Origin of the sequence: Providencia sp. PROV048 (assembly GCF_033688165.1) — a bacterium.
Taxonomy (GTDB): domain Bacteria; phylum Pseudomonadota; class Gammaproteobacteria; order Enterobacterales; family Enterobacteriaceae; genus Providencia; species Providencia hangzhouensis.
The window spans coordinates 885,383-909,805 of sequence record NZ_CP096360.1; the positions used below are offsets into that span (position 1 = coordinate 885,383).

20 protein-coding genes and 1 pseudogene are annotated in these 24,423 nt (G+C 41.2%); 7 read left to right on the top strand and 14 right to left on the bottom strand.

Going from position 1 to position 24,423, the window contains the following annotated elements:
• Positions 1–7: 7 nt before the first annotated feature.
• From hpaH to M1F26_RS03815, 8 genes are all read right to left on the bottom strand, one after another.
• Positions 8–811 (bottom strand): 2-oxo-hept-4-ene-1,7-dioate hydratase, encoded by an 804-nt coding sequence (hpaH, locus tag M1F26_RS03780; protein WP_004914311.1) that lies wholly within the window; start codon positions 809–811, stop codon positions 8–10.
• Positions 812–930: 119 nt separating this feature from the next.
• A complete protein-coding gene (locus M1F26_RS03785; protein ID WP_094962173.1) occupies positions 931–2,394 on the bottom strand; it encodes an NAD-dependent succinate-semialdehyde dehydrogenase in 1,464 nt (487 codons plus the stop codon).
• Complete coding sequence (locus tag M1F26_RS03790; protein WP_004905316.1) at positions 2,391–3,617, bottom strand: Bcr/CflA family multidrug efflux MFS transporter; 1,227 nt, start codon at positions 3,615–3,617, stop codon at positions 2,391–2,393. The genes M1F26_RS03785 and M1F26_RS03790 overlap by 4 nt, the downstream gene beginning before the upstream one ends.
• Positions 3,618–3,657: 40 nt before the next feature.
• Complete coding sequence (locus M1F26_RS03795; RefSeq protein ID WP_004905302.1) at positions 3,658–4,041, bottom strand: 5-carboxymethyl-2-hydroxymuconate Delta-isomerase; 384 nt, start codon at positions 4,039–4,041, stop codon at positions 3,658–3,660.
• A gap of 9 nt (positions 4,042–4,050) precedes the next feature.
• Positions 4,051–4,932: a 3,4-dihydroxyphenylacetate 2,3-dioxygenase gene (gene hpaD / locus M1F26_RS03800; protein ID WP_004905296.1), complete on the bottom strand. Its 882-nt coding sequence runs from the start codon at positions 4,930–4,932 to the stop codon at positions 4,051–4,053.
• A gap of 240 nt (positions 4,933–5,172) precedes the next feature.
• Positions 5,173–6,639, bottom strand: a complete 1,467-nt coding sequence (gene hpaE / locus M1F26_RS03805; RefSeq protein WP_094962174.1) for a 5-carboxymethyl-2-hydroxymuconate semialdehyde dehydrogenase — start codon at positions 6,637–6,639, stop codon at positions 5,173–5,175.
• Positions 6,639–7,418 (bottom strand): fumarylacetoacetate hydrolase family protein, encoded by a 780-nt coding sequence (locus M1F26_RS03810; protein WP_140172138.1) that lies wholly within the window; start codon positions 7,416–7,418, stop codon positions 6,639–6,641. The genes hpaE and M1F26_RS03810 overlap by 1 nt, the downstream gene beginning before the upstream one ends.
• A complete protein-coding gene (locus tag M1F26_RS03815; protein WP_096864818.1) occupies positions 7,418–8,047 on the bottom strand; it encodes a fumarylacetoacetate hydrolase family protein in 630 nt (209 codons plus the stop codon). The genes M1F26_RS03810 and M1F26_RS03815 overlap by 1 nt, the downstream gene beginning before the upstream one ends.
• Before the next feature lie 430 nt (positions 8,048–8,477).
• Here M1F26_RS03815 and hpaR point away from each other — a divergent pair, with 430 nt between their 5' ends.
• From hpaR to M1F26_RS03835, 4 genes are all read left to right on the top strand, one after another.
• Complete coding sequence (gene hpaR, locus M1F26_RS03820; protein ID WP_110592370.1) at positions 8,478–8,927, top strand: homoprotocatechuate degradation operon regulator HpaR; 450 nt, start codon at positions 8,478–8,480, stop codon at positions 8,925–8,927.
• A 605-nt stretch (positions 8,928–9,532) separates the two neighbouring features.
• The gene (locus M1F26_RS03825) at positions 9,533–11,206 is read left to right on the top strand and encodes a ShlB/FhaC/HecB family hemolysin secretion/activation protein (RefSeq protein WP_318837651.1); all 1,674 of its coding nucleotides are present in this window, start codon (positions 9,533–9,535) and stop codon (positions 11,204–11,206) included.
• 24 nt (positions 11,207–11,230) lie between these two features.
• Complete coding sequence (locus M1F26_RS03830; RefSeq protein WP_318837652.1) at positions 11,231–16,528, top strand: DUF637 domain-containing protein; 5,298 nt, start codon at positions 11,231–11,233, stop codon at positions 16,526–16,528.
• A complete protein-coding gene (locus M1F26_RS03835; RefSeq protein ID WP_140172140.1) occupies positions 16,525–17,130 on the top strand; it encodes a hypothetical protein in 606 nt (201 codons plus the stop codon). The genes M1F26_RS03830 and M1F26_RS03835 overlap by 4 nt, the downstream gene beginning before the upstream one ends.
• A 136-nt stretch (positions 17,131–17,266) precedes the next feature.
• Here the strand turns inward: M1F26_RS03835 and M1F26_RS03840 are convergent.
• Positions 17,267–17,533: pseudogene (locus M1F26_RS03840) on the bottom strand (choline transporter); the annotation flags it as partial.
• Between the two features lie 94 nt (positions 17,534–17,627).
• On the opposite strand from M1F26_RS03840, the gene M1F26_RS03845 reads away from it, so the two are divergent.
• A complete protein-coding gene (locus tag M1F26_RS03845) occupies positions 17,628–17,792 on the top strand; it encodes a hypothetical protein (RefSeq protein WP_180359522.1) in 165 nt (54 codons plus the stop codon).
• Positions 17,793–18,116: 324 nt separating this feature from the next.
• On the opposite strand, the gene M1F26_RS03850 is transcribed toward M1F26_RS03845, so the two are convergent.
• Complete coding sequence (locus tag M1F26_RS03850; protein WP_140172141.1) at positions 18,117–19,037, bottom strand: tetratricopeptide repeat protein; 921 nt, start codon at positions 19,035–19,037, stop codon at positions 18,117–18,119.
• 31 nt (positions 19,038–19,068) lie between these two features.
• Between M1F26_RS03850 and M1F26_RS03855 the strand changes: the two genes are divergently transcribed.
• Positions 19,069–19,548 carry an Hcp family type VI secretion system effector gene (locus tag M1F26_RS03855; protein WP_125895269.1) on the top strand — a complete coding sequence of 160 codons (480 nt, stop codon included), beginning with the start codon at positions 19,069–19,071 and terminating at the stop codon, positions 19,546–19,548.
• On the opposite strand, the gene M1F26_RS03860 is transcribed toward M1F26_RS03855, so the two are convergent.
• Positions 19,545–20,561, bottom strand: a complete 1,017-nt coding sequence (locus tag M1F26_RS03860) for a hypothetical protein (protein ID WP_140172142.1) — start codon at positions 20,559–20,561, stop codon at positions 19,545–19,547. The genes M1F26_RS03855 and M1F26_RS03860 overlap by 4 nt on opposite strands.
• 306 nt (positions 20,562–20,867) lie before the next feature.
• Between M1F26_RS03860 and cdiI the strand changes: the two genes are divergently transcribed.
• On the top strand, positions 20,868–20,996 hold the full coding sequence (cdiI, locus tag M1F26_RS19985; RefSeq protein ID WP_180359523.1) for a ribonuclease toxin immunity protein CdiI: 129 nt from the start codon (positions 20,868–20,870) through the stop codon (positions 20,994–20,996).
• Positions 20,997–21,105: 109 nt separating this feature from the next.
• Here the strand turns inward: cdiI and M1F26_RS03865 are convergent, their stop codons facing one another.
• From M1F26_RS03865 to M1F26_RS03875, 3 genes are all read right to left on the bottom strand, one after another.
• Positions 21,106–23,112 (bottom strand): BCCT family transporter, encoded by a 2,007-nt coding sequence (locus M1F26_RS03865; RefSeq protein ID WP_140172143.1) that lies wholly within the window; start codon positions 23,110–23,112, stop codon positions 21,106–21,108.
• 420 nt (positions 23,113–23,532) lie between these two features.
• Complete coding sequence (locus M1F26_RS03870) at positions 23,533–23,799, bottom strand: DksA/TraR family C4-type zinc finger protein (RefSeq protein WP_125893738.1); 267 nt, start codon at positions 23,797–23,799, stop codon at positions 23,533–23,535.
• A gap of 71 nt (positions 23,800–23,870) precedes the next feature.
• Entirely contained in the window at positions 23,871–24,311 is a 441-nt protein-coding gene (locus tag M1F26_RS03875; protein ID WP_140172144.1) for a GNAT family N-acetyltransferase, read from the bottom strand.
• Positions 24,312–24,423 lie beyond the last annotated feature (112 nt).

Genomic DNA, 24,423 nt, shown 5'->3' on the forward strand with positions numbered 1-24,423 from the left:
ATTTTCCTTACACGAAGCGGCAGCTAATTGAACCCATATTGCCGTAATCAACGTGGAACACATCACCTTTACGAGCCGGAACAGGGCGTGTAAATGAGCCACCTAAGATAATTTGACCAGGCTCAAGTTGCACATTATGCGGTGCTAATTTATTTGCTAACCATGCCACGCCATTTGCTGGGTGGTTGAGTACAGCGGCTGCCACGCCAGATTCTTCAATGACGCCATTACGATATAAAAGGGCGCTAATCCAACGCATATCCAAATCGCGAGGCTTGATTGGGCGACCACCTAAAATTACCGCGCCATTTGCTGCGTTATCTGAAATGGTGTCGAACACTTTGCGTGGGCGGTTGGTTTCAGGGTCAACGTTATGACAACGCGCATCGATCAGCTCAAGGGCTGGGATCACATAATCAGTCGCGTTATACACATCAAAGATGGTGCAATTTGGCCCGCGTAATGGTTTCGCCAGTACGAATGCTAATTCAACCTCAATACGCGGTACGATAAAGCGGTCTGTTGGAATATCACAGCCGTCATCAAAAAACATATCGTCAAGAAGCGCACCGTAATCAGGTTCATCAATCTGTGAACTTGCCTGCATGGCTTTGGATGTTAGCCCAATTTTATGGCCTTTTAGCACACGTCCTTCAGCAATTTTCACGCCAACCCACTCTTTTTGGATAGCGTAAGCATCGTCGATCGTCATTTCTGGGTGATCGAGTGAGATCTGACGGATTTGCTCACGTGATTTTTCAGCCTGATTTAGGCGCTGCGCGATTTGTGATATGACATCTTTTTGTAACATGCTGTTAATACTCCTATTCACCTATTCTATTTCGAGAGCAGCGCTGCACTAAAGCGCTTTGCTGCACTCGGACTATTCAAGGTGTAAATTGAATGCGTACCCAGCGGTACTCAATTTAACTAATTGGAAAGACCACCAAAGCAGAGGTATTTCACTTCCAAGTAATCTTCGATTCCGTAGCGTGAACCTTCACGCCCCAGACCTGACTGCTTAATGCCACCAAATGGGGCCACTTCATTTGAAATAATGCCTTCATTAATACCCACCATGCCGCTTTCTAATGCCTCAGCAACACGGTAGATACGCCCGATATCTTTTGAATAGAAATAAGATGCCAAGCCAAATTCAGTATCATTGGCAAGATCAATCGCTTCTTGCTCATCGCGGAATTTAAATAAAGGTGCCAGTGGGCCGAATGTTTCTTCTTTAGCGACTTTCATGGCTTCAGTGACGCCAGTGATAACGGTCGGTTCAAAGAACAAGCCACCTAATTCTGCCGATTTACCACCAGCGATGACTTTTGCACCGTGGGAAACAGCATCAGCAATATGTTCAGTGACTTTATCGACTGCGGCTTGATTAATCAGAGGACCCTGCTGTGAGTCTGCTTGTGTGGCAGGGCCGATTTTCAGTTCATTCACGGCTTTTGCTAAACGAGCCGCAAATTCATCGTAAACGCCTTCTTGGACTAAAATGCGATTAGCACACACACAAGTCTGCCCACTATTGCGGAATTTAGCCGCTAAAGCGCCTTGTACTGCTGCATCTAAATCGGCATCATCAAACACGATAAATGGCGCGTTACCACCGAGTTCCAGAGACATTTTTTTCACGGTGTTAGCGCACTGTTCCATCAGCAATTTACCAACTCGTGTTGAACCCGTGAACGTGAGCTTACGAACGATTGGGCTAGAGGTCATCACGCCGCCAATAGCTTTAGCATCCGTACCTGGGACAATGTTAAATACACCAGCAGGAATACCGGCTTCTTCTCCTAACGCTGCCAATGCTAATGCAGATAATGGTGTTTCTGCCGCAGGTTTTAATACCATCGTACAGCCAGCTGCAAGCGCAGGGCCGACTTTGCGAGTGATCATGGCATTTGGGAAGTTCCATGGCGTGATAGCCGCAACCACACCCACGGGCTGTTTTATCGTCACCAGACGACGTCCTGGCAGAGGTGATGGAATGGTTTCCCCATACACTCGTTTACCTTCTTCAGCAAACCACTCAATAAAGCTGGCACCGTAGGCAATTTCTCCCATCGATTCAGTGATCGACTTACCTTGCTCAGCACTGAGTAATTCGGCCAATTCCTTTTGGTTATCCATCATTAAACGGAACCATTTGTTTAAAATTTGGCTGCGCTCTTTGGCGGTTTTAGCACGCCATGCAGGCAGGGCTTTTTCTGCGGCTTCGATAGCTTGTTGGGTTTCTAAAGCACCGACATTGCTGACGTTAGCGATAACTTCGTTATTGGCTGGGTTAGTGACCTCAAACACACTTTTATTTTGGGCATCAACCCATTGGCCGTTGATATAAGCTTGTTGGCGAAATAATGTAGAATTGGTATTTATGCTCATTTTTCGTTGTTCTCCGAAGACACTGATTGGACTTGTGGGCGGATATTTTTAGCTGATAGCTGTTGGCTAACAAAACTTAACCCGGCACACAGCGCCATAACAAGTGCCATAGCGAATGGGGATTCATCTTGTAATACAGAAACTGCAACGCTGGCGACAGCCGCTAAGGCAAACTGAATAGAAATAGCAAGTGCACTGGCACTTCCTGCAATTTTCCCGCGATGTTGCAGTAATAGTGACAAACTGTTGGTGCCGATAGCATTGACCATCGATAAGAACAGCACGACTAGAATAACAATTATGGGCAAACTTTGTTGGTAAAATATGAGTAACAGCAGACCAAATGCTAATTGAAACCCACTTTGCATAGTCAGTATGCGCGTTAAACTATAGGTTTTTAGCAGTTTAACGTTCAACAACAACATGACAATCATCCCCAAGATGTTACAACCGAACAGCAAACCATAATGTTGTTCAGAAACACCGAAATAATTGATGTACACAAACGGTGAGCCACTGATAAAGGCAAACATACCGGCAAAAGAGAATGCCATGGTGCCAATAATACTCAGTGCTTCTCGGTCTGTGAGCACCTGTGCATAATTCTTAAAAGCGACACAAAGTATATTTTCAGAACCGCGCTGGTGGGTTAACGTTTCAGGGAGTAAGAAAAAAATCGCACACACCGAAGCCAAGCCAATTACTGCCAGCAAATAGAAAATCACTTGCCACTGAAAATGAACGAGTAAAAAACCACCTAATAGCGGTGCCAGTAATGGCGCTATCATGGTCACAAGTGTCATTAATGACAGCACTTTAGGTAGTTCATGAGCAGGGTAAACATCCCTTGCAATCGCCCTAGCCATAACAATGGCCGCTCCACTACCAAAAGCTTGCAGCGCTCGGAATACAATCAAGGTATTTGCGTTGGTGGCTTGTGCGCATAACAAACTGGCAATAGTGAAAATGGCAAGGCCACTTAACAACATTTTCCGCCGGCCAAGAAGGTCACTTAATGGGCCATAAAACAGCATTCCCACGCAGAAACCAGCAAAAAAAGCCCCAAGGGTGTACTGCATTTGCCCTTGAGTGGCCTGTAATGCAATTCCCATTTGAGGGAGGGCAGGGAGGTACATATCGATAGACAATGGACCGAATGCCACTAATGACCCCAGTAATGGAATCAAGTAGTGCGGTATGTGTTTATCGAAATTTTTAACCATCTTGCCCTCTCAATAAAACGAAGAATAAAGCTTTAAACTCTTAGCCCTTAAACAAGGCATGAACATTGTTCTGTTTATAATTTAAAACAGGATCAAGCTCTTCCATGGTAAAAGACAGTGCGAGGTAGCGTTTTGCCATTAAATCGGCAAAATGGGTTTTGATCAGGTCGAAAATCATTTCCCCCGTTTTTTGCCTATCTTCAAGAGAGCGCCCAGCACCGATCTTCAACGTCATATGGACAAAAGCATAATCGTGCTTGCCATCGGCCATTTGCCAAGTATCCAGCCAAATAGCACGACTACGAATGCCACCTAATGGGAAGATACCGGTTCCCGCGAGGGCTTCATTCACTTTGGCGAAGAGCTCAGGTAGTTGAGCTTCATCACGAATATTTTCTGTACATTCTGCATAAAAATGAGGCATAACAATTCCTTATGCGGTGACAGCTTGTTTATCAGTAATATAGCTTGGCAGTGGGAACACGGCATTGATTTGCCCTGTGCCTGAGCTGGCAAACAAGTCAGTTAAAACTTCCACTTTCTCAGCGTATTTATCCCAACCTAACATACCTAGCAGCATCACAGTGTCGTGCATATGGCCTTCTCCATAGCAGTAATCTGCGTACTCAGGCAACATTTTGCAGAACTCTTCAAAACGACCTTCACGCCAAAGTTTGACGACACGTTTATCCATTTGCTCATCAAATTCACGCGTGTAGCTGTTCATGCCATCTTCGGCTTTTTGGTCATCAATAAAGCGGTGTGATAATGAACCACTCGCTAATACAGCGACGGTGCCATCGTATTTTTCAATCGCGGTTAGTACGGCTTCACCTAATTTGCGGCTGTCTTCAAAACTATGGGAAGTACAGAATGCTGAAATTGAGATAACTTTAAAGTGACGGTCACTATTCATATAGCGCATAGGAACTAATGTCGCATACTCAAGGGTTAAGCTTGGGATTTCATGAGCTTGAGCACGAACACCTAACTTACGCGCTTCCTCACCAATCATTTGGCCTAATACCGAGTTCCCATCGTATTCATATTCCATATCGCGAATAAAATGTGGAAGTTCATTACTGGTGTAAATACCTTTAAAGTGGTCAGCACAGTTAATGTGATAGGCGCTGTTGACTAACCAGTGCGTATCAAAAACGATGATGGTATCAACGCCTAATTCACGGCAGCGGCGGCTGATTTCTTTATGCCCATCGATAGCGGCTTGGCGGCATCCAAAGTTTTTACCTGGTAGTTCTGATAGGTACATGGATGGGACGTGTGTTATTTTTGCGGCGAGTGCCAACTTACCCATTTCATCCTCTCTTACCCGTTATATTTTGAGCTGTAGCGGTGTTGGCCGCACAAAACCACCCTAATCACATACTCATGTATGCTCATAGGGATGATTTCGCTTGCCGCCTAGCTACAACTCAAACTATTTAGGGTAAGGAACGAGTTTACCCATAATTTGTTGTAGCTATTATTTATCATGAATCATTTACAGTTCAAATTTTCATGGGTATCTAATTGATAAATAAAATAAATTTATGAATCACACACCCCAGCGAGGGATGTTGTGGTCTCCGTAGGAGATACACACGTTCTTCATTTCTGCGAACACTTCGAAGCTGTACTCGCCACCTTCACGGCCTACACCGGAGGCTTTGACACCACCGAATGGTTGGCGCAGGTCACGCACGTTTTGGGTGTTAACAAACACCATTCCAGCTTCAATACTGCGTGATAAACGTAAAATCTTGCTGACATCTTGCGTCCAAATATACGAAGCAAGGCCGTACTCAATATCATTTGCCATGCGTAAACCGTCTTCTTCAGATTTAAACGGAATTAAACAAGCCACAGGCCCAAAGATTTCTTCTTGTGCAACACGCATGCGGTTATCGACATCAGCCAGTACGGTAGGACGTAAGAAATTACCGCCTTTGAGATGATCAGGTAGATCAGTCGGTTTGTCTGGGCCACCCGCTAACAAGGTTGCGCCTTCTTCCATACCTAAGCGAATATAACCCGAAACTTTGTTCCAGTGCTGCTGGCTGATCAATGCACCCACTTGGGTTTTCGGATCATTCGGGTCACCGACGATCAAGCGGTTTGCACGTTCTGCAAAGCGTTTAACAAACTCAGGATAGATACTTTCTTGGATGAAAATACGTGAGCCAGCCGTACAGCGTTCGCCATTAATGGAGAAAATCGTAAACAGGGCAGCGTCTAGTGCACGCTCAATATCCGCGTCTTCAAAGACCAGTACCGGTGATTTACCCCCTAATTCCATGGAATACTTTTTCAAGCCTGCATTTTGCATAATAGTGCGGCCAGTAGCCGTGCCCCCAGTAAAGGAAACCGCACGGACATCATGGTGTTTGACTAAAGCATCTCCCGCAGTGCTACCGTAGCCTTGAACCACGTTCAAAACGCCTGCTGGAATACCGGCTTCCAGAGCCAGTTCACCAAGGCGATTCGCTGATAATGGTGATAACTCAGACATTTTCAGAACCGCAGTATTACCCAATGCTAAACAAGGGGCGGTTTTCCATGTTGCGGTCATAAATGGCACGTTCCATGGGGAAATCAGCGCACAGACACCCACAGGTTGAACCAAGGTGTAGTTCATCATCTTGTCATCAACAGGGTAAGTACGGCCATTCATTTGCTGGCAAATTTCAGCAAAGAATTCAAAGTTGTGTGAAGCGCGTGGGATCAACACGTTTTTAGTTTGGTGAATAGGCAAACCAGTGTCTTTGGTTTCCATTTCTGCAATTTGCGGGACATTTTCGTCGATCAATTCACCAAGGCGACGCATTAAGCGAGCGCGCTCTTTCATCGGGGTATTGGACCATTTTGGAAATGCGTCTTTTGCTGCGGCAACGGCTTGGTTGATTTCGTCTTGTCCACCCGCTGCGACTTCAGCGAGTACTTCACCCGTTGCAGGGTTGGTGGTTTCAAAATAGTCTTTGCTAGCAACGTTTTTACCGTTGATCCAATGATTAATCTTAGTCATTACACACGTTCCTCATAGTCTTTTTCGCTGATAATGGTGTTGATCAGTTTGCCAACACCTTCAACTTCAACAATGACTTCGTCACCCGGCACGACATCAGACAACCCTTTTGGTGTCCCTGTCGCAATCATGTCTCCCGGTTGCAGTGTCATAAAGTCACTGAGGTAAGCAATTAAAAAGGGAATATCGAAAATTAGATCGGCAGTGGTGCCTTTTTGACGTAATTCACCATTAACATAGGTGTATAAAGCCAAGTTATGGGGATCTTTAATGGCATCTTTATCGACGATCCAAGGGCCGATCGGCGTTAAGGTATCGCGGCTCTTAACACGTAAATTTGGGCGATAATAGTTCTCTAAATAGTCACGGATCGCATAGTCATTACACACGGTATAACCTGCGACATAATCCATGGCATCTTCTCTTGAGACCTTGTGAGCCGTTTTTCCAATCACCACCACTAACTCAGACTCATAATGCATATATTCAACATTATCAGGGCGAACAGAAACTTGGCGGTGGCCCGTTAAGCTGCTTTCTGCTTTTAAGAAAATTAAAGGCTCTTCAGGTGGCTTAAATTCTAACTCTGCGGCATGGTCTGCATAGTTCAAACCAAGGGCAAATAACGTCCCTTGAGCAGGAGGTAACCATTCAACATCAGGAGAATCACCCGTGACTACATCCCCATTAGGTAACGTAATGGCTTCGTTATCACCAACGGTGACGGAATATTCAGTGCCTTTAAAAAGGATTTTGGCGCGTTTTGTTATCGTAGACATTATTTTCCTCCTGCTGCCACAACGGTATTTTTCAGGCTAGGAAAGCCTTCCGCTTGGATAACCACGTCATCACCGGGTTTGATGGTGACGCGTTGCTGTGGCGTTCCGAGCAGGATCACATCCCCTTGCTTTAAGGTGGCAAAGTCACTTAATGCAGCCACTAACTCGCTAGCATCGCGGATCAGATCTTTTGTTGACCAGCGATCCACTTCTTTGCCATTCACTAGGGTGATGATATCAACAGGAGTATTTAGCGAAGTAGCCACCATTTCACCGATTGGGCAGAAAGTATCACGGCATTTTGCTTTAATTGCAGGGCGATAGAAGGTGTCTTCTGGCAAGCTCACTTCATTTGCCAGCGCAAACCCAGCAATAAATTGATGAGCATCCTCTTTACTGACTTTGCGTGCATTTTTACCGATCACCAAAGCAAGCGTAGCACCACTTTGCACTTCTTCACCTACAGGGTGCAAAATTTGTTCACCTGAATTGATACGTGTATTACGCGGCTTGATAAACCACACAGGGGTTTTTGGTGGGGTCTTATAAGGGGCTTGCTGGAATGCCTCAAGCCAGTGGCTAAGCTGGCTTTGATGATTGAGGGCAACGGCAAATACAGTGCCTTTCATTGACAACTCCTTAATGAAAAGAATTCAACTTTCGAGTAATTATTAATATATTAATAAAGTATAATTTTTAAATTAGCAATAGGTTTATGGAAATGTTAATTTTAATTGTGATCTCATTAACATAATTGAGTTATCTTTTTGTAAGATACTGTTATAAATGAATTTATTATTTTTTCAATTTTTTTTGATTTACAAAAAATTAACTTTAAAGTTGGATTTTAAATTATTTACTCATTAATATTTTATGGTTTTTCTTTGAGATTGTTATTTGACCGTGCTACTCTTGAATAAGGCAAATTGGCGATGTAGAAATTCATGGTGATAACCAAAGGTTTCACTAAAGCATTGTGCCAATAAAGCACTGTGGCAGCCGCCATAAAATACCTAAATTAGGCTAAATAACGTTAATTAAGTGGTGAGTTTTAAGCTTATGCATGAATCATTGACAATTGCATTATTGCAGGCAAGGGAAACCGCAATGGGTTTTTTCCGGCCGATATTAAAGTCGTATAATTTGACTGAACAGCAATGGCGTATCATTCGCGTTTTAGCTGATAAGCGTTCAATTGATTTTCATGAATTATCAGTCCAAACCTGTATTCTGCGCCCAAGTTTAACGGGGATCCTAACCCGTATGGAGCGCGAAGGTTTAATTTTCCGCTTAAAACCGTTGAATGATCAGCGCAAATTATATGTCTCTTTGACACCAGCAGGGCAAGAGCTGTATGACAAAGCACGGCAGGAAGTGGAAGAAGGTTATCAAAAAATCGAGCTGGCTTTTTCGCCAGAGAAAATGCAGCAATTGACCGCGTTGTTGGATGAGTTAATCGCTTTAGAGAGCCCAGATTATAGTGAGATGAATAAGCGGAAAAGCGCCTAAATTTTCGTCATATTTCGAGCTCTAGCTGTGTTGGCTTCTTTCGGCTATTTGGGTCATATATTGATGTATGCTCCCCAAACTATCCTCAATTGCCGCCTTGCTAGAGTTCGAACTATTTAGAAATTTAAATATTGGTCATATCTCGGTTATTTGGGTCACATACTGATGTATGCTCATCTGACTATCTTCAATTGGTGCTTTCCTACAATTCGAATTATTTAGAGTATAGTTATCACTTGAATAATTCCCTTTCCCTGTAGATTCACTGCAATCGAACTTCACTTTTACTCATTAGATAAGTTCTAAATTCCCCACTGTCATATCCTTTTTACAATTGCGAAATTACCTGCAGGGCTACTTGTGACAAATTCTTCAGTAAATTATTTTCTAATAAAATCAATCGATTGATTTTCAGTGTGCAATATTAAATTTTATTGTTAATGAAGCATTAACCGAAATAATGGAATGAAAACAACATAAAAAAACCGCATTAGACATGAAACTATTAAATTTTAGTCATGGTGAATATTTTTTATCTAAAAATAGTTAGTAAGAATAAGATACATTACGATAAATTTACCGTTCGTGACGAAAATTTAAATAATATGACAAATTATCGCATTCTGTGGCGTTTATTATATTTATCGTTATTCATAATTTCGCCCTATGGCTACACAGAAAATCAACTACTCCCCTCTGCACAGGAAAGTGTTCAATTTGAACAAAAACAACGGTTAGAGTCAGAGTTAATCCAACGTAACTTATTGGAAAAACACAATGTAATCACCGTTGATGATACTTTTTCCAAACACGGCCAAGATGAAATCTGTTTCCCGGTCGATAAGATCCAATTTGTCGGTGCCACACAACTCACCAGTAAAACTCAGACTCAGTTAACCTCACCTTACTTAAAACGCTGCCTCACGCTAGGTGAAATACATGAGCTCACCAAACATGTGACTAATTACTATATGGAACAGGGGTTTATAACCTCTCAGGCCATCATTCCAGAGCAAGATTTATCCTCACATCAATTGTTATTACAAGTGATTGAAGGGCATGTTGAAACTATCGAGATTGAAAATTCCCCTGAGCGTTTAGTTCATCAAATATTTCCTTATCAACAAGGCAAAATATTAAATCTACGGCATATTGAACAAGGGTTGGAGCAACTCAACCGGTTATCGTCCGCTGAGTACACTATCGATATCCAACCAGGAAGCCAAAATGGCTATTCTCGGGTTATTATTCATCAACAAGGGAAAAAATGGCCTATCACGAGCCAGTTGAATCTCGATAACTCGGGTATGGAGGCAACGGGAAAACAGCTGCTTACCGGCGGTTTAACGGTAGATTCCCCATTAGGGTTTGGTGAGCAGTGGTCAGTCTCGGCCAATACCGATATGGATGGAAGTGTATCCCACCATAACCGTTATATCGTTGCGAATGTGAATGTCCCTTATGGTTATTGGTCATACCGTTACCAATTTTACCGTAACAGTACGTTACAACCGTTTTATGCATCGGGGCAGCAATATCGTTATGAAGGCAAAAATACCAATCAGCAGCTTGATATCAGCCGCTTAATTTATCGCGATGGGAAGCAACGGCTTACACTGCAAAGTAGCTTAAAACATAAAAATGCCAACACCCAGTTAGCTTCCCAAACCTTGAGTATCAGCAGCCCAACTTTAACCTCGCTCTCATTTACCCCGCAGTACAGCACCACGCTTGGACAAGGTTACTTCACGTTTAACCTTGCCGCTGAATGGGGAATATCCGCCTTTGGTGCATCACCGGACACCCTCGCGAAAGACTCACCGCGCAGCCATTACCGCAAATTCAGTCTAAGTAGCAGTTATCAGTATTTTTTTCCCAATGGTTTGACTTATTTAACCTCATTTTACGGTCAATATTCGCCCGATAACTTATACGGCATTGAACGCATAAGTATTGGAGGTCAGTATTCTGTCCGTGGTTACCATGAGCAATCTTTGAGTGGTAACCGAGGTGGCTATTGGCGTAATGAAATTAATAAAGACATCGCCAATACGGCAATTGGGCAACTGCGTTTTATCGGCGCGTTAGATTACGGGTTTATTGCCTCAGATAAATACCATGTTGAACCTGACACTTTAGCCGGCGGAGCCGTTGGCCTCTCTTTTATTGGTAATAGCCTGTTTTATTCTCAGTTTCTACTCAGTAAACCGTTGCATTATCCCTCACAACTTAAACCAGACAATTGGTCGGCTTATTGGTCGGTCTCATTCTCTCTGTAGCTTTACGTTTTTAAAGGATTATTTATGCTAAATGAACAATTGCCTTCACAGCCTAAACGGTTATTAAGTTATACCCTTATTTTCTTAACCGTTGTCTACCCCTTACATCCCGCTTGGGGAGCAGCCATGACGGCGGCCGATAAAAATACCCAAATCAGCCAACAAAATAACGTCCCGATTATTAATATCGCCACGCCGAATGGGGCGGGGATATCACACAATAAATTCCAACAATTTAATGTGGATAAACAAGGTGCGGTACTCAATAACGCCACCACTAATGTAAATTCCCAAATTGCAGGGCAAATCAAAGCCAATGCCAATTTAAAGGGAAATGCCGCCAATCTGATTATCAACGAAGTTACCAGCAGTAACCGCTCAGAATTACAAGGTAAGTTGGAAGTAGCAGGCAAAGGGGCGAATGTCTTAATTGCTAACCCGAATGGGATTACCTGCAATGGCTGTAGCTTTGTGAATACCCCTGCGATTACCTTAACCACGGGAAAACCTATTCAGGATAACAAGGGGGCTTTATCTGCGGTTGAGGTGAAAAAAGGCAGTGTGGTTATCGGTGCCAATGGCATGAATACCGAAGCGCAAACTTATGCCGATATTATCAGCCGTGCCACCGAATTGAATGGGCAAATCAAAGCCAAGAACCTGACCCTGATGCAAGGCACCAACCGTGTTGATTTTCAAAAAGGCACCGTAACACCGATTGCGGGTGAAGGGGCAAAACCCAGTATTTCCGTAGATACCAAAGCACTGGGTGGAATGTATGTCAATCAAGTGAAATTGGTCAGTACGGAATCAGGGGTTGGGATTAACCTCAGCAATGTGCAAACCAACCAAAATGACCTGACGTTAACCGTCGATGGCAAAATTACCCTTGCAGGCAATATTCAAGGGAAAAAAGACATCAATATCAGCACCAAAAACCTGCACATTAACGCTAATGTCAACGTGAATGCCGCCAAAGACATCACATTGGCCACCAATACTCTTATCAACAATGGTCAAATTACCGCAGGCAAAGATATGCGTGTCTTTGCTGATTCAATAAGCAATACGGGCAATAGTGCGCTTATTCAAGCACAAGATAATCTGTGGATGCAAAAAAATGCCAAAGGGGATTTGAGTACCTTGATTGAGAATAAGTCAGGGACGATAAAGACCAATACAGGGGATTTAGTTGTTCGGACTAAGAAACTAACAAATACAGCAATGGCATCCCCAATAAAAATTTCCAATATAGATGCGACTACCAGTGACAAAAATGGCACTTATGTATCTTCCTTTTTTGGTACTAGGCAGGGAGTTGTATCAATTATTTCACTCTACCCTCGATTAGAAGATTTTCCCTATAAAAAATGGTTTGGGGAGATGGATTTGATCAACAGTGACAGCATTAATGTTGAACGAAAACAGTATTTGAATTTGGGAAATATTGGGGGTATCGCATCAGGAAAGAATGCCTATATTAATGCAAATGATTTAGTTAGCGACTTTGGAAAAATTGCAGCAAAAAACAATGTGATATTGACAGGACAAAATGCATCAATATCCTCTTTTAACTCAGGCAAGTTAAATCTTTGGTATAAATATGATACATCTAATGCAGATTTAGGAAAATTTGCAGATGAAAGTGATGATGACGGAACTTATGATATTTTTTATGTTAGTGAGCCGGTAGATTTTAAATTAATCGATAAACTTTATTCTTGGGCTCCCGAAGCCTTAAATTATAAAACGATATCTGCTGGAAATAATGTTGTTCTTGATTTTAAAAACGCCATTAATCTTGAAAGTAAACTTCCTAATACTGAAAAGCCCATAGCAAAAATAGTACAAGTAGGTAATGCATCTTTTGCCATTACTGCAAAAAATATTGTCTTAAATTCTAATAATATAAATATTTCTACCAACTTACAGTCTGAAAATGATCTGTCTATTATCGCTGGTCAAAACATCAATATTCATGATGCACAACTGGTTGCAAAACAATCACAAAGCCTAATTGCCAACAACGACCTTAATCTCAAACAGGTTAATTTAACGGCTAAAGACAGCACCTTAATTGCCAAAAATGGCGATCTTCAATACAGTCTAAACCCCGTTTCTGCCTTTAAAGACAATGAGTTATCGCCCCCGGTTCTCAATGCCGCAAACTCGTTACATATCCAAGCGGGTAAAAATATCACTTTTGATAATGCGCAGTTAGCCAAAACGAATAAACTTACCCTTAGTGCTAATGACAATATTTTTATTCGTCGTGATGAATCTAATTTAATGAAACTCGCGGCTTCAGAGCCTGCCGCCAATATCAATGCGTTACTCACAAAAACAGGAAATTGGGCAAGTTCAGGGGAAATAAACCTCACCGCTGGTAAAAATATTGAAGCGCATGGCATTGCCTTCAACAGTGGAAAATCACTGACATTCAATGCAGGCCAAGATATTTTGTTAGGCTCTAAAGCGATTAAAGATGTCGACAATGTATTTAAGACCAATCGCTACTCAGAGCTACGCTCTCAACTCATCGCAAATGGCAATATCACGTTAAATGCAGCCCGTGATATTGACTTGCAGTCGGCTAATCTCCAATCCAAAGACAAAATTATTGTACTTTCAGGCCGTGATCTTAAATTAACCGCTACCGCTTACTCTGCCATTCCCAACCCCAATGAAGATAACCAAGATGTACGTTATGTCACTTCGACACTTTCCGGTGACAAAGGCGTCACTCTGGCCTCCAATGGCGCACTCACTGCACAAGGTAGCACAATCAAATCCCTAGATGACATCACACTCTCAAGCGGTGGAAATGTACGCTTAGAGTCGGTCAAAACGAACTATCGTAAGCAGTCAGGGAAAAAATTTGAAGAGTTATATCGCCAAATTGGCACTGAAATTAACAGTGGTAAAACCCTGACCATTTTGTCTGAGGGGAGCATTCTGTTCCAAGCGTCTCGTCTCGTTGCCAAAGGTGCGATGGATATTGCCGCAAAAGGTGGCTATCTCTATGCCCAAGCCATGGAAGAAAGCAGTTATTTTGAAGAGTATAAAAAGAAATGCAATAGATGGACGCTTTGTATTACGAAAAAGGAAGTGAGAAAAACACGCAGTGATAAGACCAATAAAGTCACTGAGTTTACTGCTGGTGGCGATATTAATCTGTATGCCAAGGATGATGTCACATTAGAAGCGACCAAAATTAATGCGGGCAAGAATGCCAAAATCACCAGCCAAACGGGTAAGGTGAATTTTAAAGCGGTCAAAAATTCGCAATTTGAACAGGTGATTACAAATTCTAACGGTTTTTATATCACCCAACGTAATAAAGGCTATACCTCAGATAAATGGGTTTTACCTGCATTGCATATTGGTGGAAAACTAACAGTTGATGCGAATAAAGGGATCACTGCAGATGTTAAATCGAAAAATGGTCAGAGCCTAGAAAATGCCTTAGAGGCTCTTGGTCAAACAGAAGGTACACAGTGGCTTGCAGGCTTAAAAGACCATGAAGATGTGCAGTGGAACTTAGTTAAAGACGCCTATGACAGTTGGGATTATAAAAGCCAGAGTTTAAACCCGGTTGCTGCTGCGCTGATTATGATAACTGTTGCAGCGATGACGTCAGGTACAGCAACAAAATTTGCAGCTTGGGCCGCGTCGGGGAGTAGTGGTACGAGTGCTGCAGTGATATCAGGCGCGGCTTACTCTGGTATGACAGCTCTTTCAACACAAGCAGCGATCGCACTGGCTGAAAACCAAGGAAACCTATCCAAAGCGCTTAATTCACTAGGTAAAAGCGAAACAGTTAAATCTATTGTTGCTCAAATGGTGATCTCCGGGGCGCTTAATGGTTTAGATGTCAAAATGGGATGGACAAAAGGGAATCCGGGGAATGCTAAGTTACCTTTATTAAGTAATGGGGATTGGAATAAGGTTGCTCAGCGTGTTGCCGCGCAATCTGTGATTAGTTCAACCGTGAATACCACGATCCAAGGTGGCAGTTTTACCGATAACTTTAAGAGTGCCTTACTCAGTAATATTGGCAATCAGGTGAATGCGGAAGGTGCAAAGTTAATCGGTGATAACGGAGAAATTTTAGGGCATACAGGCAAATTATTAAGTCACTCAGTTGTTGCAGGGGTGAGTGCCGAAATCGCAGGGGGAGATGCCAAAGGTGCAGTTGTTGGTGCGTTAGCAGCAGAATTAGCTGCAATTTCATTGAACAGTAAATTGTTTGAGCCCAAATATATCAATGAGCAAGAAAGACAACTCGCATTGCTACAAGATGCTATCAAGGGTAATGACGCCAAAACTCAATTCACTAAAGTATTAGGTGGATTTGCAGGGGCATTAATTACCCATAAGCCGGAAGGCGCTTTTTCTGCCGCTAATTCTGCTGAATTGGTTTATACATATAATTATACAGAGCATCAGTTACAGCAAATCATTATAGAGAACAATCTGGATATGATGGCGGCGGCTAAAGGAGATAAAGCTGCTGCACAAAGAGTTGCCGCAAGAGAACAAGCTGCAGGAGTGGTGGGCTTAGTTGCCGTTGGGGGGGTTGTCATCATACTCGGAGGTGAAATAGTTGTTGCAGCAACTCCAGAAATTGCGGAAGGGCTAAAATTAGGCTTCGCTGGATGTAAAGCCAGCGTCAGTTTTTGCGCTACTAAGCTAGGCTTAGTAGCGGCCGATATAGCCGCACCTGAAGCTGCTATATCGACAGCCGCAATTGGGGGAGCTGGCATTAAGGTTGTAGCAAACTCTGAGGAGGCCCTTAAATCATTAAAAAATGCAATACCAACTACCTCAAAAGAGTTATTAACATCTGGTAAGCTTAATATCTCAAAATTAACCCCCATCATAGAAAAAGAGCAGTTGCATGCCTCTGCGACTAATAAACTGATTGCGGAGATAAATAGAATTCCGTCTAAGACGCAGGCTGCAAATACAGCCACTATGATAGGTGCGTATGATTCTGTAACGGGTAAGATCGCTATTGGATACAGTGATGGTAAAATTTCAGCTGAAATGCTGAACAAGAACACCGTAATTTATGTTGAGAAACAACTTGGTGTTAAAATAGGTGAATATACAACATTTTGTAAAAATAAAGTTGGTGCTTGTGCTGAGGTATCAGCAGCAGACTCGTTGATCCGTCAAGGAGTTAAGCCAGAAAATATCCGGTTTACCCAAGCGGTCAGGCCTCGAGAGGTTTGGGGAAAAGAAACAATTCCGCTAAAAGCAATAAAAGAAACATGTGACAATTGCCTAGTTACATGGCCAACAGGAGTAGATAAATGAGTATGTTAGATATTAACTGGGAACCTAGCTTTGGTTCGGTTTTTACTTGGTTTGCCATGGATAAAAACGGAAAAATCGCTGTCATGATTAATAATGGTTTTGGTGATTTACCTAAATCGTTATTGGCGATTAATAATGTTACAGAGCTTTTGAATGATTTAAATGAATACATGTGGGAAGAATCAGCAACCTTTGTAAATTATCCCCTCAATAAAGGTGGCTCAACTATTTTAGATTTATATTCATCATATCTTTATCGACATCTATCTTCGAAAAAAGAAGTTGAAGAGTGCATAGAAAATGAGTTAATGACTTCGGGACATTACAGTGATACTAATCTGACAGTCAATAAAGGTTTTTTTATTTATCAAGCGATAGAAGGCAATAACCCTGGAGATGATTACCCTGTCGGCTATGAAGGTGAAACTAAGATGGGGGATTATTTTCGTTATTTGATGCCGACTATTTATGCTTCAATTGAAGACTTTCCTGAAGAATTGCGCCATGGAATTGCGGTATCTGATACCATTGATTTCACTGTAGACCAGTTATTTGATAACGACAAAATTAGTGAGTATTTTCCTCGTATGTACCATGGTTAAGATTATGGGCTATACGAAAAAATAAAACATGGCGAAAGTTTGGAATGTATCATAAATAACCGCCATCTTTATATAAAGATGGCGGTTATTACTGTATAAACTTCAGTCTTTAATGTTCACTCCCACTCTTTTTGGCTTACTTACCCAATAAGTGTAAGAAATGAATATGTTTTTCATACTGATCAAGAATATCGTGGATGATTTGCTCTTTTGCCCAGCCCATCACATCGTAGTCTTGCCCACCTTCTTTTAAGTGAATTTCAGCGCGATAGTAGCGTTGTTCTTCGCTTTTTTCTTCATCTGTTTCAGTACCCATACCCGATAACGCAAATGACGGTTGAATATAGTAACGAAGGCGAACTTCGTATAAAAAGTTCATATCGTCGCCTAAATCGACTTCAAAGCTAAATTACCAGTCCTTCCCACATGATTTAAATAACAGAGCAGTCGGTTTCTATATCACAATCAGCAACAGCGGCAATAATGCGAGGCTCAAGTTGCGTTTTAAACTCATCGCAAATGGTAATATTACGTTAAATGCGGCCCGTGATATTGACTTGCAGTCGGCTAACCTTCAATCCACAGACAAAATTATTGCACTTTCAGGCCGTGATATTAAACTATCCTCAATTGCCGCCTTGCTAGAGCTCGAATTATTTTGAATACCAATTTGTTTTCGTCATATTTCGCATTGTGACATTGTGACATTGTGACATTGTGACATTGTTACTGGCACTGGCGTGCGGATATACTTAATCGTTATGCAGCCATTTTGGTAGGCAGGCGTTGGTCTATTGCATCTTGAATCACATTTAGCCGTTTCACATCTTCCAATGTAAAAAATTCGCCCTATAAGCCGCCCATGTGAGCCCCATAATGGTGAGCTTACGTGAAGGACATCTTAACTTAGCTCAGAGCTGACATTACTAAATTGGAGCCACAGCGTTGGATAGCTTTAGCACCTTTATGTTAAACTCAGACATTAATTACTCTTTTTCTATGAAGTTTTTATTTAAGAAATCAATGCGCTTTTGGATATCTTCATAACCTAGTTGATAAGCTCTTTGATATAATTCGACAGCTTTTTCATAATTTTGGGGTACACCGAGTCCTTCCTCATACATTAATCCAAGATTTACCAATCCACTAAATTCATCTTTGCTAGCTGATTTTTGATAAAGTTCAACCGCTTTATTGATATCGCGTTTTACGCCAAAACCATATTTATATAATAATCCCATAGAGTTCATAGCCACAGGATCACCTTTTTTTATGGCAATTTCATAACATTTTATTGCTTCATCATATTTTTCTAAATTTCCATACAACATACCTAGCCGTGTAATCGCGTAATCATTACCTGATTGTATCGATTCCTTATACCACTTCTCAGCCAACTCCGTATTTTTTTCTCCTCCAAGACCATCACTATATAAATCTCCCAGACTCATCATGGCATAACTGGAATTATGTTCTTTAATGGCTATTTCATACATTTCTTTTGCTTTAACATAATCATGATTTAATTCATATAACATTCCTAAATTATTGTTTGCTGAGGATGAACCTAATTTTGCAGCTTTTAGATAAAGCTCAATAGCCTCTTCTTTTTTTCCTTGATCTTCTTTGAGCATAGCTAACAGATTAGTCCCTCTCGCACTGTTTTTATCCGCAAGTTGCTGATAAATTTCTTCTGCCTTTTCGAGATTTTTTTTCACACCAGTGCCCGTTTCATAAAAACGCCCCACCATAACTAAGGCATCGTCATCCCCTTTTTGAGCCAAGGTCTCACAGGCTACAAAGTTCATTTCTTCGGGGATGCATTTAACCTCGGATTCAGCATGAGCCAATACAGGGTTGCATAAGACTAAGAATAAGGTGACGACTACGAATTTATTGTTTAACATAACCAAAATTTACCTACAAATGGACTTATTAATGGCTAATTTAATCTATCTCACATTAGAAGGGAAACAACAAGGGTTGATATCACGTGGTTGTGGAACTCTGGATTCAATCGGAAACCGTTTTCAAATAGGGAAAGAAGACTCGATTTTTGTCACCGAATTAAACTTTTCCGTATCTCGAGCTCAAAACTTGTCGCATCAACCCGTAGAATTCACCAAACTGATAGATAAATCATCGCCGTTATTGTTAATTGCCGTTTCAAATAATGAAATCCTCAATCTGGTTTTCGATTACTATCGCACAGCTCAAAATGGCGGAATTGAAAAATATTTCACGGTAAAATTAAACGAGGCCTCTATTGTTGACTACTCACACCAATGTCCAAACAATATTTTACGTAATGATATTGAGCCTGAAGAGCGGCTGACGATTCGATATCGTGATATTACAACCGCTCAAATAATGGCGGGCACATCGGGCTACAGTATCTCCGATGATAGCGTCTTTTAATTTTTATACTTGTTGATTAAATGGCGAATTTCAGCAACAAAAGCATCATCACTCGCGGCATTGCTTGGGCTAGCTGCCAATGTGATTAACGGGCTTAATTCCTCTTCAACAAAATAATATGCCATGGTGATTTGACTCTTATCCATTGCGTCATAGACGGCGCGATTTTTATTTTTTAGCCTTCTGGCCGCTTCAGACATTTTCTCAATCGTTCCATAACTGTATATAATCGTTGCCACGATAACGGCTCGACTTATCACCTTCTTAGGACCGCCGAACGGTTTAAAAAAAGATCGATGCTTTGAAACAATCGCGGCAACAATCCGAGTGATTATCGCGGTGACAATAAAATTACGAATTTTCGATTCGGTCATAACTTCAGCGCCAACGCCGATAGCAAAATTTTTAACTCCTACATCTATGTCCCGTTTGACATTAAATCTATCTTCAAAGTTAATTATTTGATTTTGATTAGATTGCGTCTTTACCATTTGAATATAATCAGATAATTTTTGTTTTCGCGTTGGTGGCATTTGGTTAACGATTGAGTCAATAATAATATTGACGACCTCAGAAAGATTCTCATAGGGGTCATTAATAAATCGTAATAAATAAATCGCCTCAATATTTTCTTGCATGACTCGAGGATTTCTAGAAATTCGAGATTTAAGCAGAAAGTTCATTCCCATCAACGGAGGGGGCAAAACACCAAGATACGCAGCGGTATCTTCTATTCTTTTGACACCCTTAGCGGATGTCACACCGAAATCTTCGACTCTTTTCACCCAGGGATTATTTAACGCATTATCAACAGTTGGGGGATTACCTTCACACCGATAATAAATCGATTCATCTAATCCTGTCGGGGGTAAGCAATCTTTTGAACGATTATGTGCATTCTGAAGCTCACGTTTTATTTTTTCAAAGATAGCGAACCGTTTTTTTTGGGCTTTATTTGCATCGATGATTTGACCGTTATGACAGTAAAACCACTCTAAATCCCCACACTGCATACAATTTCTTACCTTATCCTTAAGTCAAACTTAAATCATAAATGAAAGAGAATTAAATGGATACATTTAACTTCGTGTTCATTGATTATCATAAGGCCTATTATGTTAAACAGGCGAACTTAGTGTCTAAAACACCCGTTAGACATCATAAAACCGCCTCAGCGCGTTTTTAGCAACACTGGGATTGAATGCGAAAACACACTGAAATCGTAGAAAAACATAAACCTGTTTTGTGGTGATTAACGATTTAACCAACCAAGTCAACGCGGATGGTAACCGAATCAATTAGGAAAAAGACATTTTGTCATGTCTGTCTATTTGAGGGATAAAACTTTCTTCTACTATGCCAGATTAGCTTGTGAAAAATATTTAAAAGTTCATCCTGAAGACTTAGCTAGCGTAAGTAATTTATTATCAAAAATGCAAATGTCATAAAATAGGATTCTATCGCATTAATAGATAATTGAATAAACACAGGCGGCTATAATTTTAGCCGCCTGTGAATTCTTATTCGACACATTTTAGGTGATGCTTCTTTTTTGGACTACTTGCCTAATAAGTGTAAGAAATGAATGTGTTTTTCATATTGGTCTAGGATATCGTGAATGATCTGCTCTTTTGCCCAGCCCATCACGTCATAATCTTGCCCACCTTCTTTTAAGTGAATTTCAGCGCGATAGTAGCGTTGTTCTTCGCTCTTTTCTTCATCTGTTTCAGTCCCCATACCCGATAACGCAAATGATGGTTGAATATAGTAACGAAGGCGAACTTCGTATAAAAAGTTCATATCGTCGCCTAAATCGACCTCAAAACCTATTCGGTCATCTTTATCGGTATGGATATGGCATACCGTACCTTGCTTAGCCAGTTCTTCAGAGACCATTTCCATCGATGGCTTCACAGATTCTTCCATAAAGCGTTTAACATGTGCACGTTTAGGGAAATAGACAATGTTACGTAAACGTCGTTGCCATGGAATAGGGTTACGGCTCGCTGTAGGAGCAATCGTTGCTAATTGCTGGCTATCGCGTTTATAGGCATCAACGCGTAACGCTTTAAATAACCCATAAATAGAAATTAATAGTACGATTGCAAATGGAAGTGCGCTAGCAATAGTCAGTGTTTGCAAGGCTTGCAATCCACCGGCTAATAACATTGTAATGGCAACAACACCCATTAAACCTGCCCAAAAGATACGTTGCCAAACTGGCGTGTTGGAATCGCCGCCAGAGGCTAGTGTATCAACAACCATTGCACCTGAGTCAGCTGAGGTCACAAAGAATACGATAACCATCAACATAGCAAAAAAAGATAAAACTGATGAGAACGGGAAATAATTAAGGAATTCAAACAAAGCGAGAGACACGTCTGCTTGAACGGTTTCAGCTAATAGTGTTGCACCTTTATTTTTAATCAGGTCAATCGCTGTGTTACCGAAGAATGTCATCCACATCAATGTGAAACCTGCGGGGACAAATAGTACTCCCATAACAAATTCACGAATGCTACGGCCGCGAGAGATACGGGCAATAAACATACCGACAAATGGCGACCAGGATAACCACCATCCCCAGTACAGTAGCGTCCAACCACCTAACCAACTGCTTGATTTGGGTTCATAGGCGTAAAGATTAAACGTTTTACTAACTATTTCAGATAAATAACCGCCCGTATTTTCTACAAAAGATTTTAATAGTAATACAGTAGGACCTAAAATAACCACAAGGAGTAATAATAGAAATGCTAAGCCAAGGTTTAGCTCGGATAAAATACGGATCCCTTTATCTAATCCTGAGACGACAGAAATAGTCGCTAAACCAGTAAAAGCAATAATTAACCCGACTTGTACCATTTCATTAACGGGTAAACCAAATAAATGGTTCATCCCAGCATTGACCTGTAATACGCCAAACCCTAATGAGGTCGCGACACCAAATACGGTACCAACAACAGCAAACACATCAACTGCATGGCCAATAGGGCCATAAATACGCTCCCCTATAATAGGATACAGAGCGGAACGTAAGGTCAGCGGGAGGCCATGACGATAACTAAAAAATGCTAAAATTAATGCGACAATGGCATAGATAGCCCAAGCATGTAACCCCCAATGGAAGAAAGTTAAACGCATCGCTTCTTTAGCAGCTTCAACGGTTTGTGGTTCACCGACTGGCGGATTGAGGTAATGCATTACAGGTTCAGCTACCCCAAAAAACATGAGCCCAATTCCCATACCAGCGGAGAAAAGCATAGCAAACCATGACACATAGCTAAAATTAGGTTGGGCATGGTCTGGCCCCAATTTTATTTGCCCATAACGAGAGAGTCCCAGATAAGTCACACTCAGAAGAACAATAGCGACAGCAAGAATATAGAACCAGCTAGCGTTATTAAATAAATTTTGTTGAAGATGACTTAGATGAGATTCTGCGACTTTTGGCATTAAAGCGGCAAAGCCGACAATAACCAGAATAATGACGGCAGAGCTATAAAACACAGGGGGACTTATTTTAGAACGAATTTTTTTAGAATCAGTATCAATTTGACTCATAACAACCTTCTTTTGTTTTATTTTATTTTTGGCATACCGATATCGACAAAGTATGCAGCGAGCTGTCCTTCTTTATGAAACAGTGAATAATGATGAAAAAGTTCCCTAAGGAAACGAAATAGAAAGAACAATAATATGGTGTTGATGACAGACTAAACTGCCTAATATAGTAATAAAAATCCGAGCTTTTCTTACCCTCATCAGTTAAAAAATAGGCGGTTATACTGCCATGATATGGATGAATGATCAATATAAACGGGGAAATAAGATTAAGATGAGTATGGAAATATCATGTTAATTATCATTTAATTAATAATTAACAATGTAATATTTACATGTTTTACCAATAAGTTAACGTCAATGAGTGAAAGTGAGGACTAGATAAGTAAAAACGACAGATAAATTGGAAGGAAAATGTAATTAGCGTAATTGACTATCCTTACTGCCACGCCGGTTGTAGCCACTAAATGCAGATTGTTTTTTATCTAATTCATTTTGGCAGTTAATGCAGAATTTAACACCCGATAATGCTAAACGGCGAGCCTCAGGAATAGCCGCCCCACATTCCTCGCAAAACTCAGCGCTTTCACCGGAGTGTAATTGGCGACGCGCTTTCGCTACCGCATCATCAAGAGTGGCATCAATTTGTTCTTGAACCGCATCTTCATTTGCCCAGCCATTTGCCATCATTCACCTCGACTTGATTGAATATTGACCTTATATCAATATAGAGGTAAGAAAATTTAATTCAAGGGCAATTATTGCTCTAAAGATAATGTCATGTAAATGTGGTCCATTCCCTCTTCATCATACATTTCACCTTCTATTTGATATCCAAGAGTATGGTAAAAATTAATGGCAGTATGTTGTGCAGAGAGTGTGATCTTACTGTAATGATGGGAACGACCATATTGCTCTACAAATGTCATTAATTCACGTCCAAGTCCTTTACCGCGATGTGTTTTTTGAACTGCTACGCGGCCTACTTTGATGAGGTTATCGTCAAGTAGCACACAACGTAATACCGCAGCTGGCTGCCCATCTAAATACAAAACGACATGTAATGCGGACTCATCATATTCATCGACATCGATATCAGCGGGAAACCCCTGTTCTTGAGTAAAAACTTGTTGGCGCAGGTTGAAAGCATCAGTAAGGAGTTCTGGGTTTGTGTACCCCATGCTATGTTTAATTTGCATTAGTTTTCCTGGTAGCTAGCGAATAAGAAACATAATTATATCGTGGAATGGAGAAAGAGTTAGGTGGGTTTTGTTGTTTTTTTGCACCAAATAAGAATGCAGGCATTTAAAG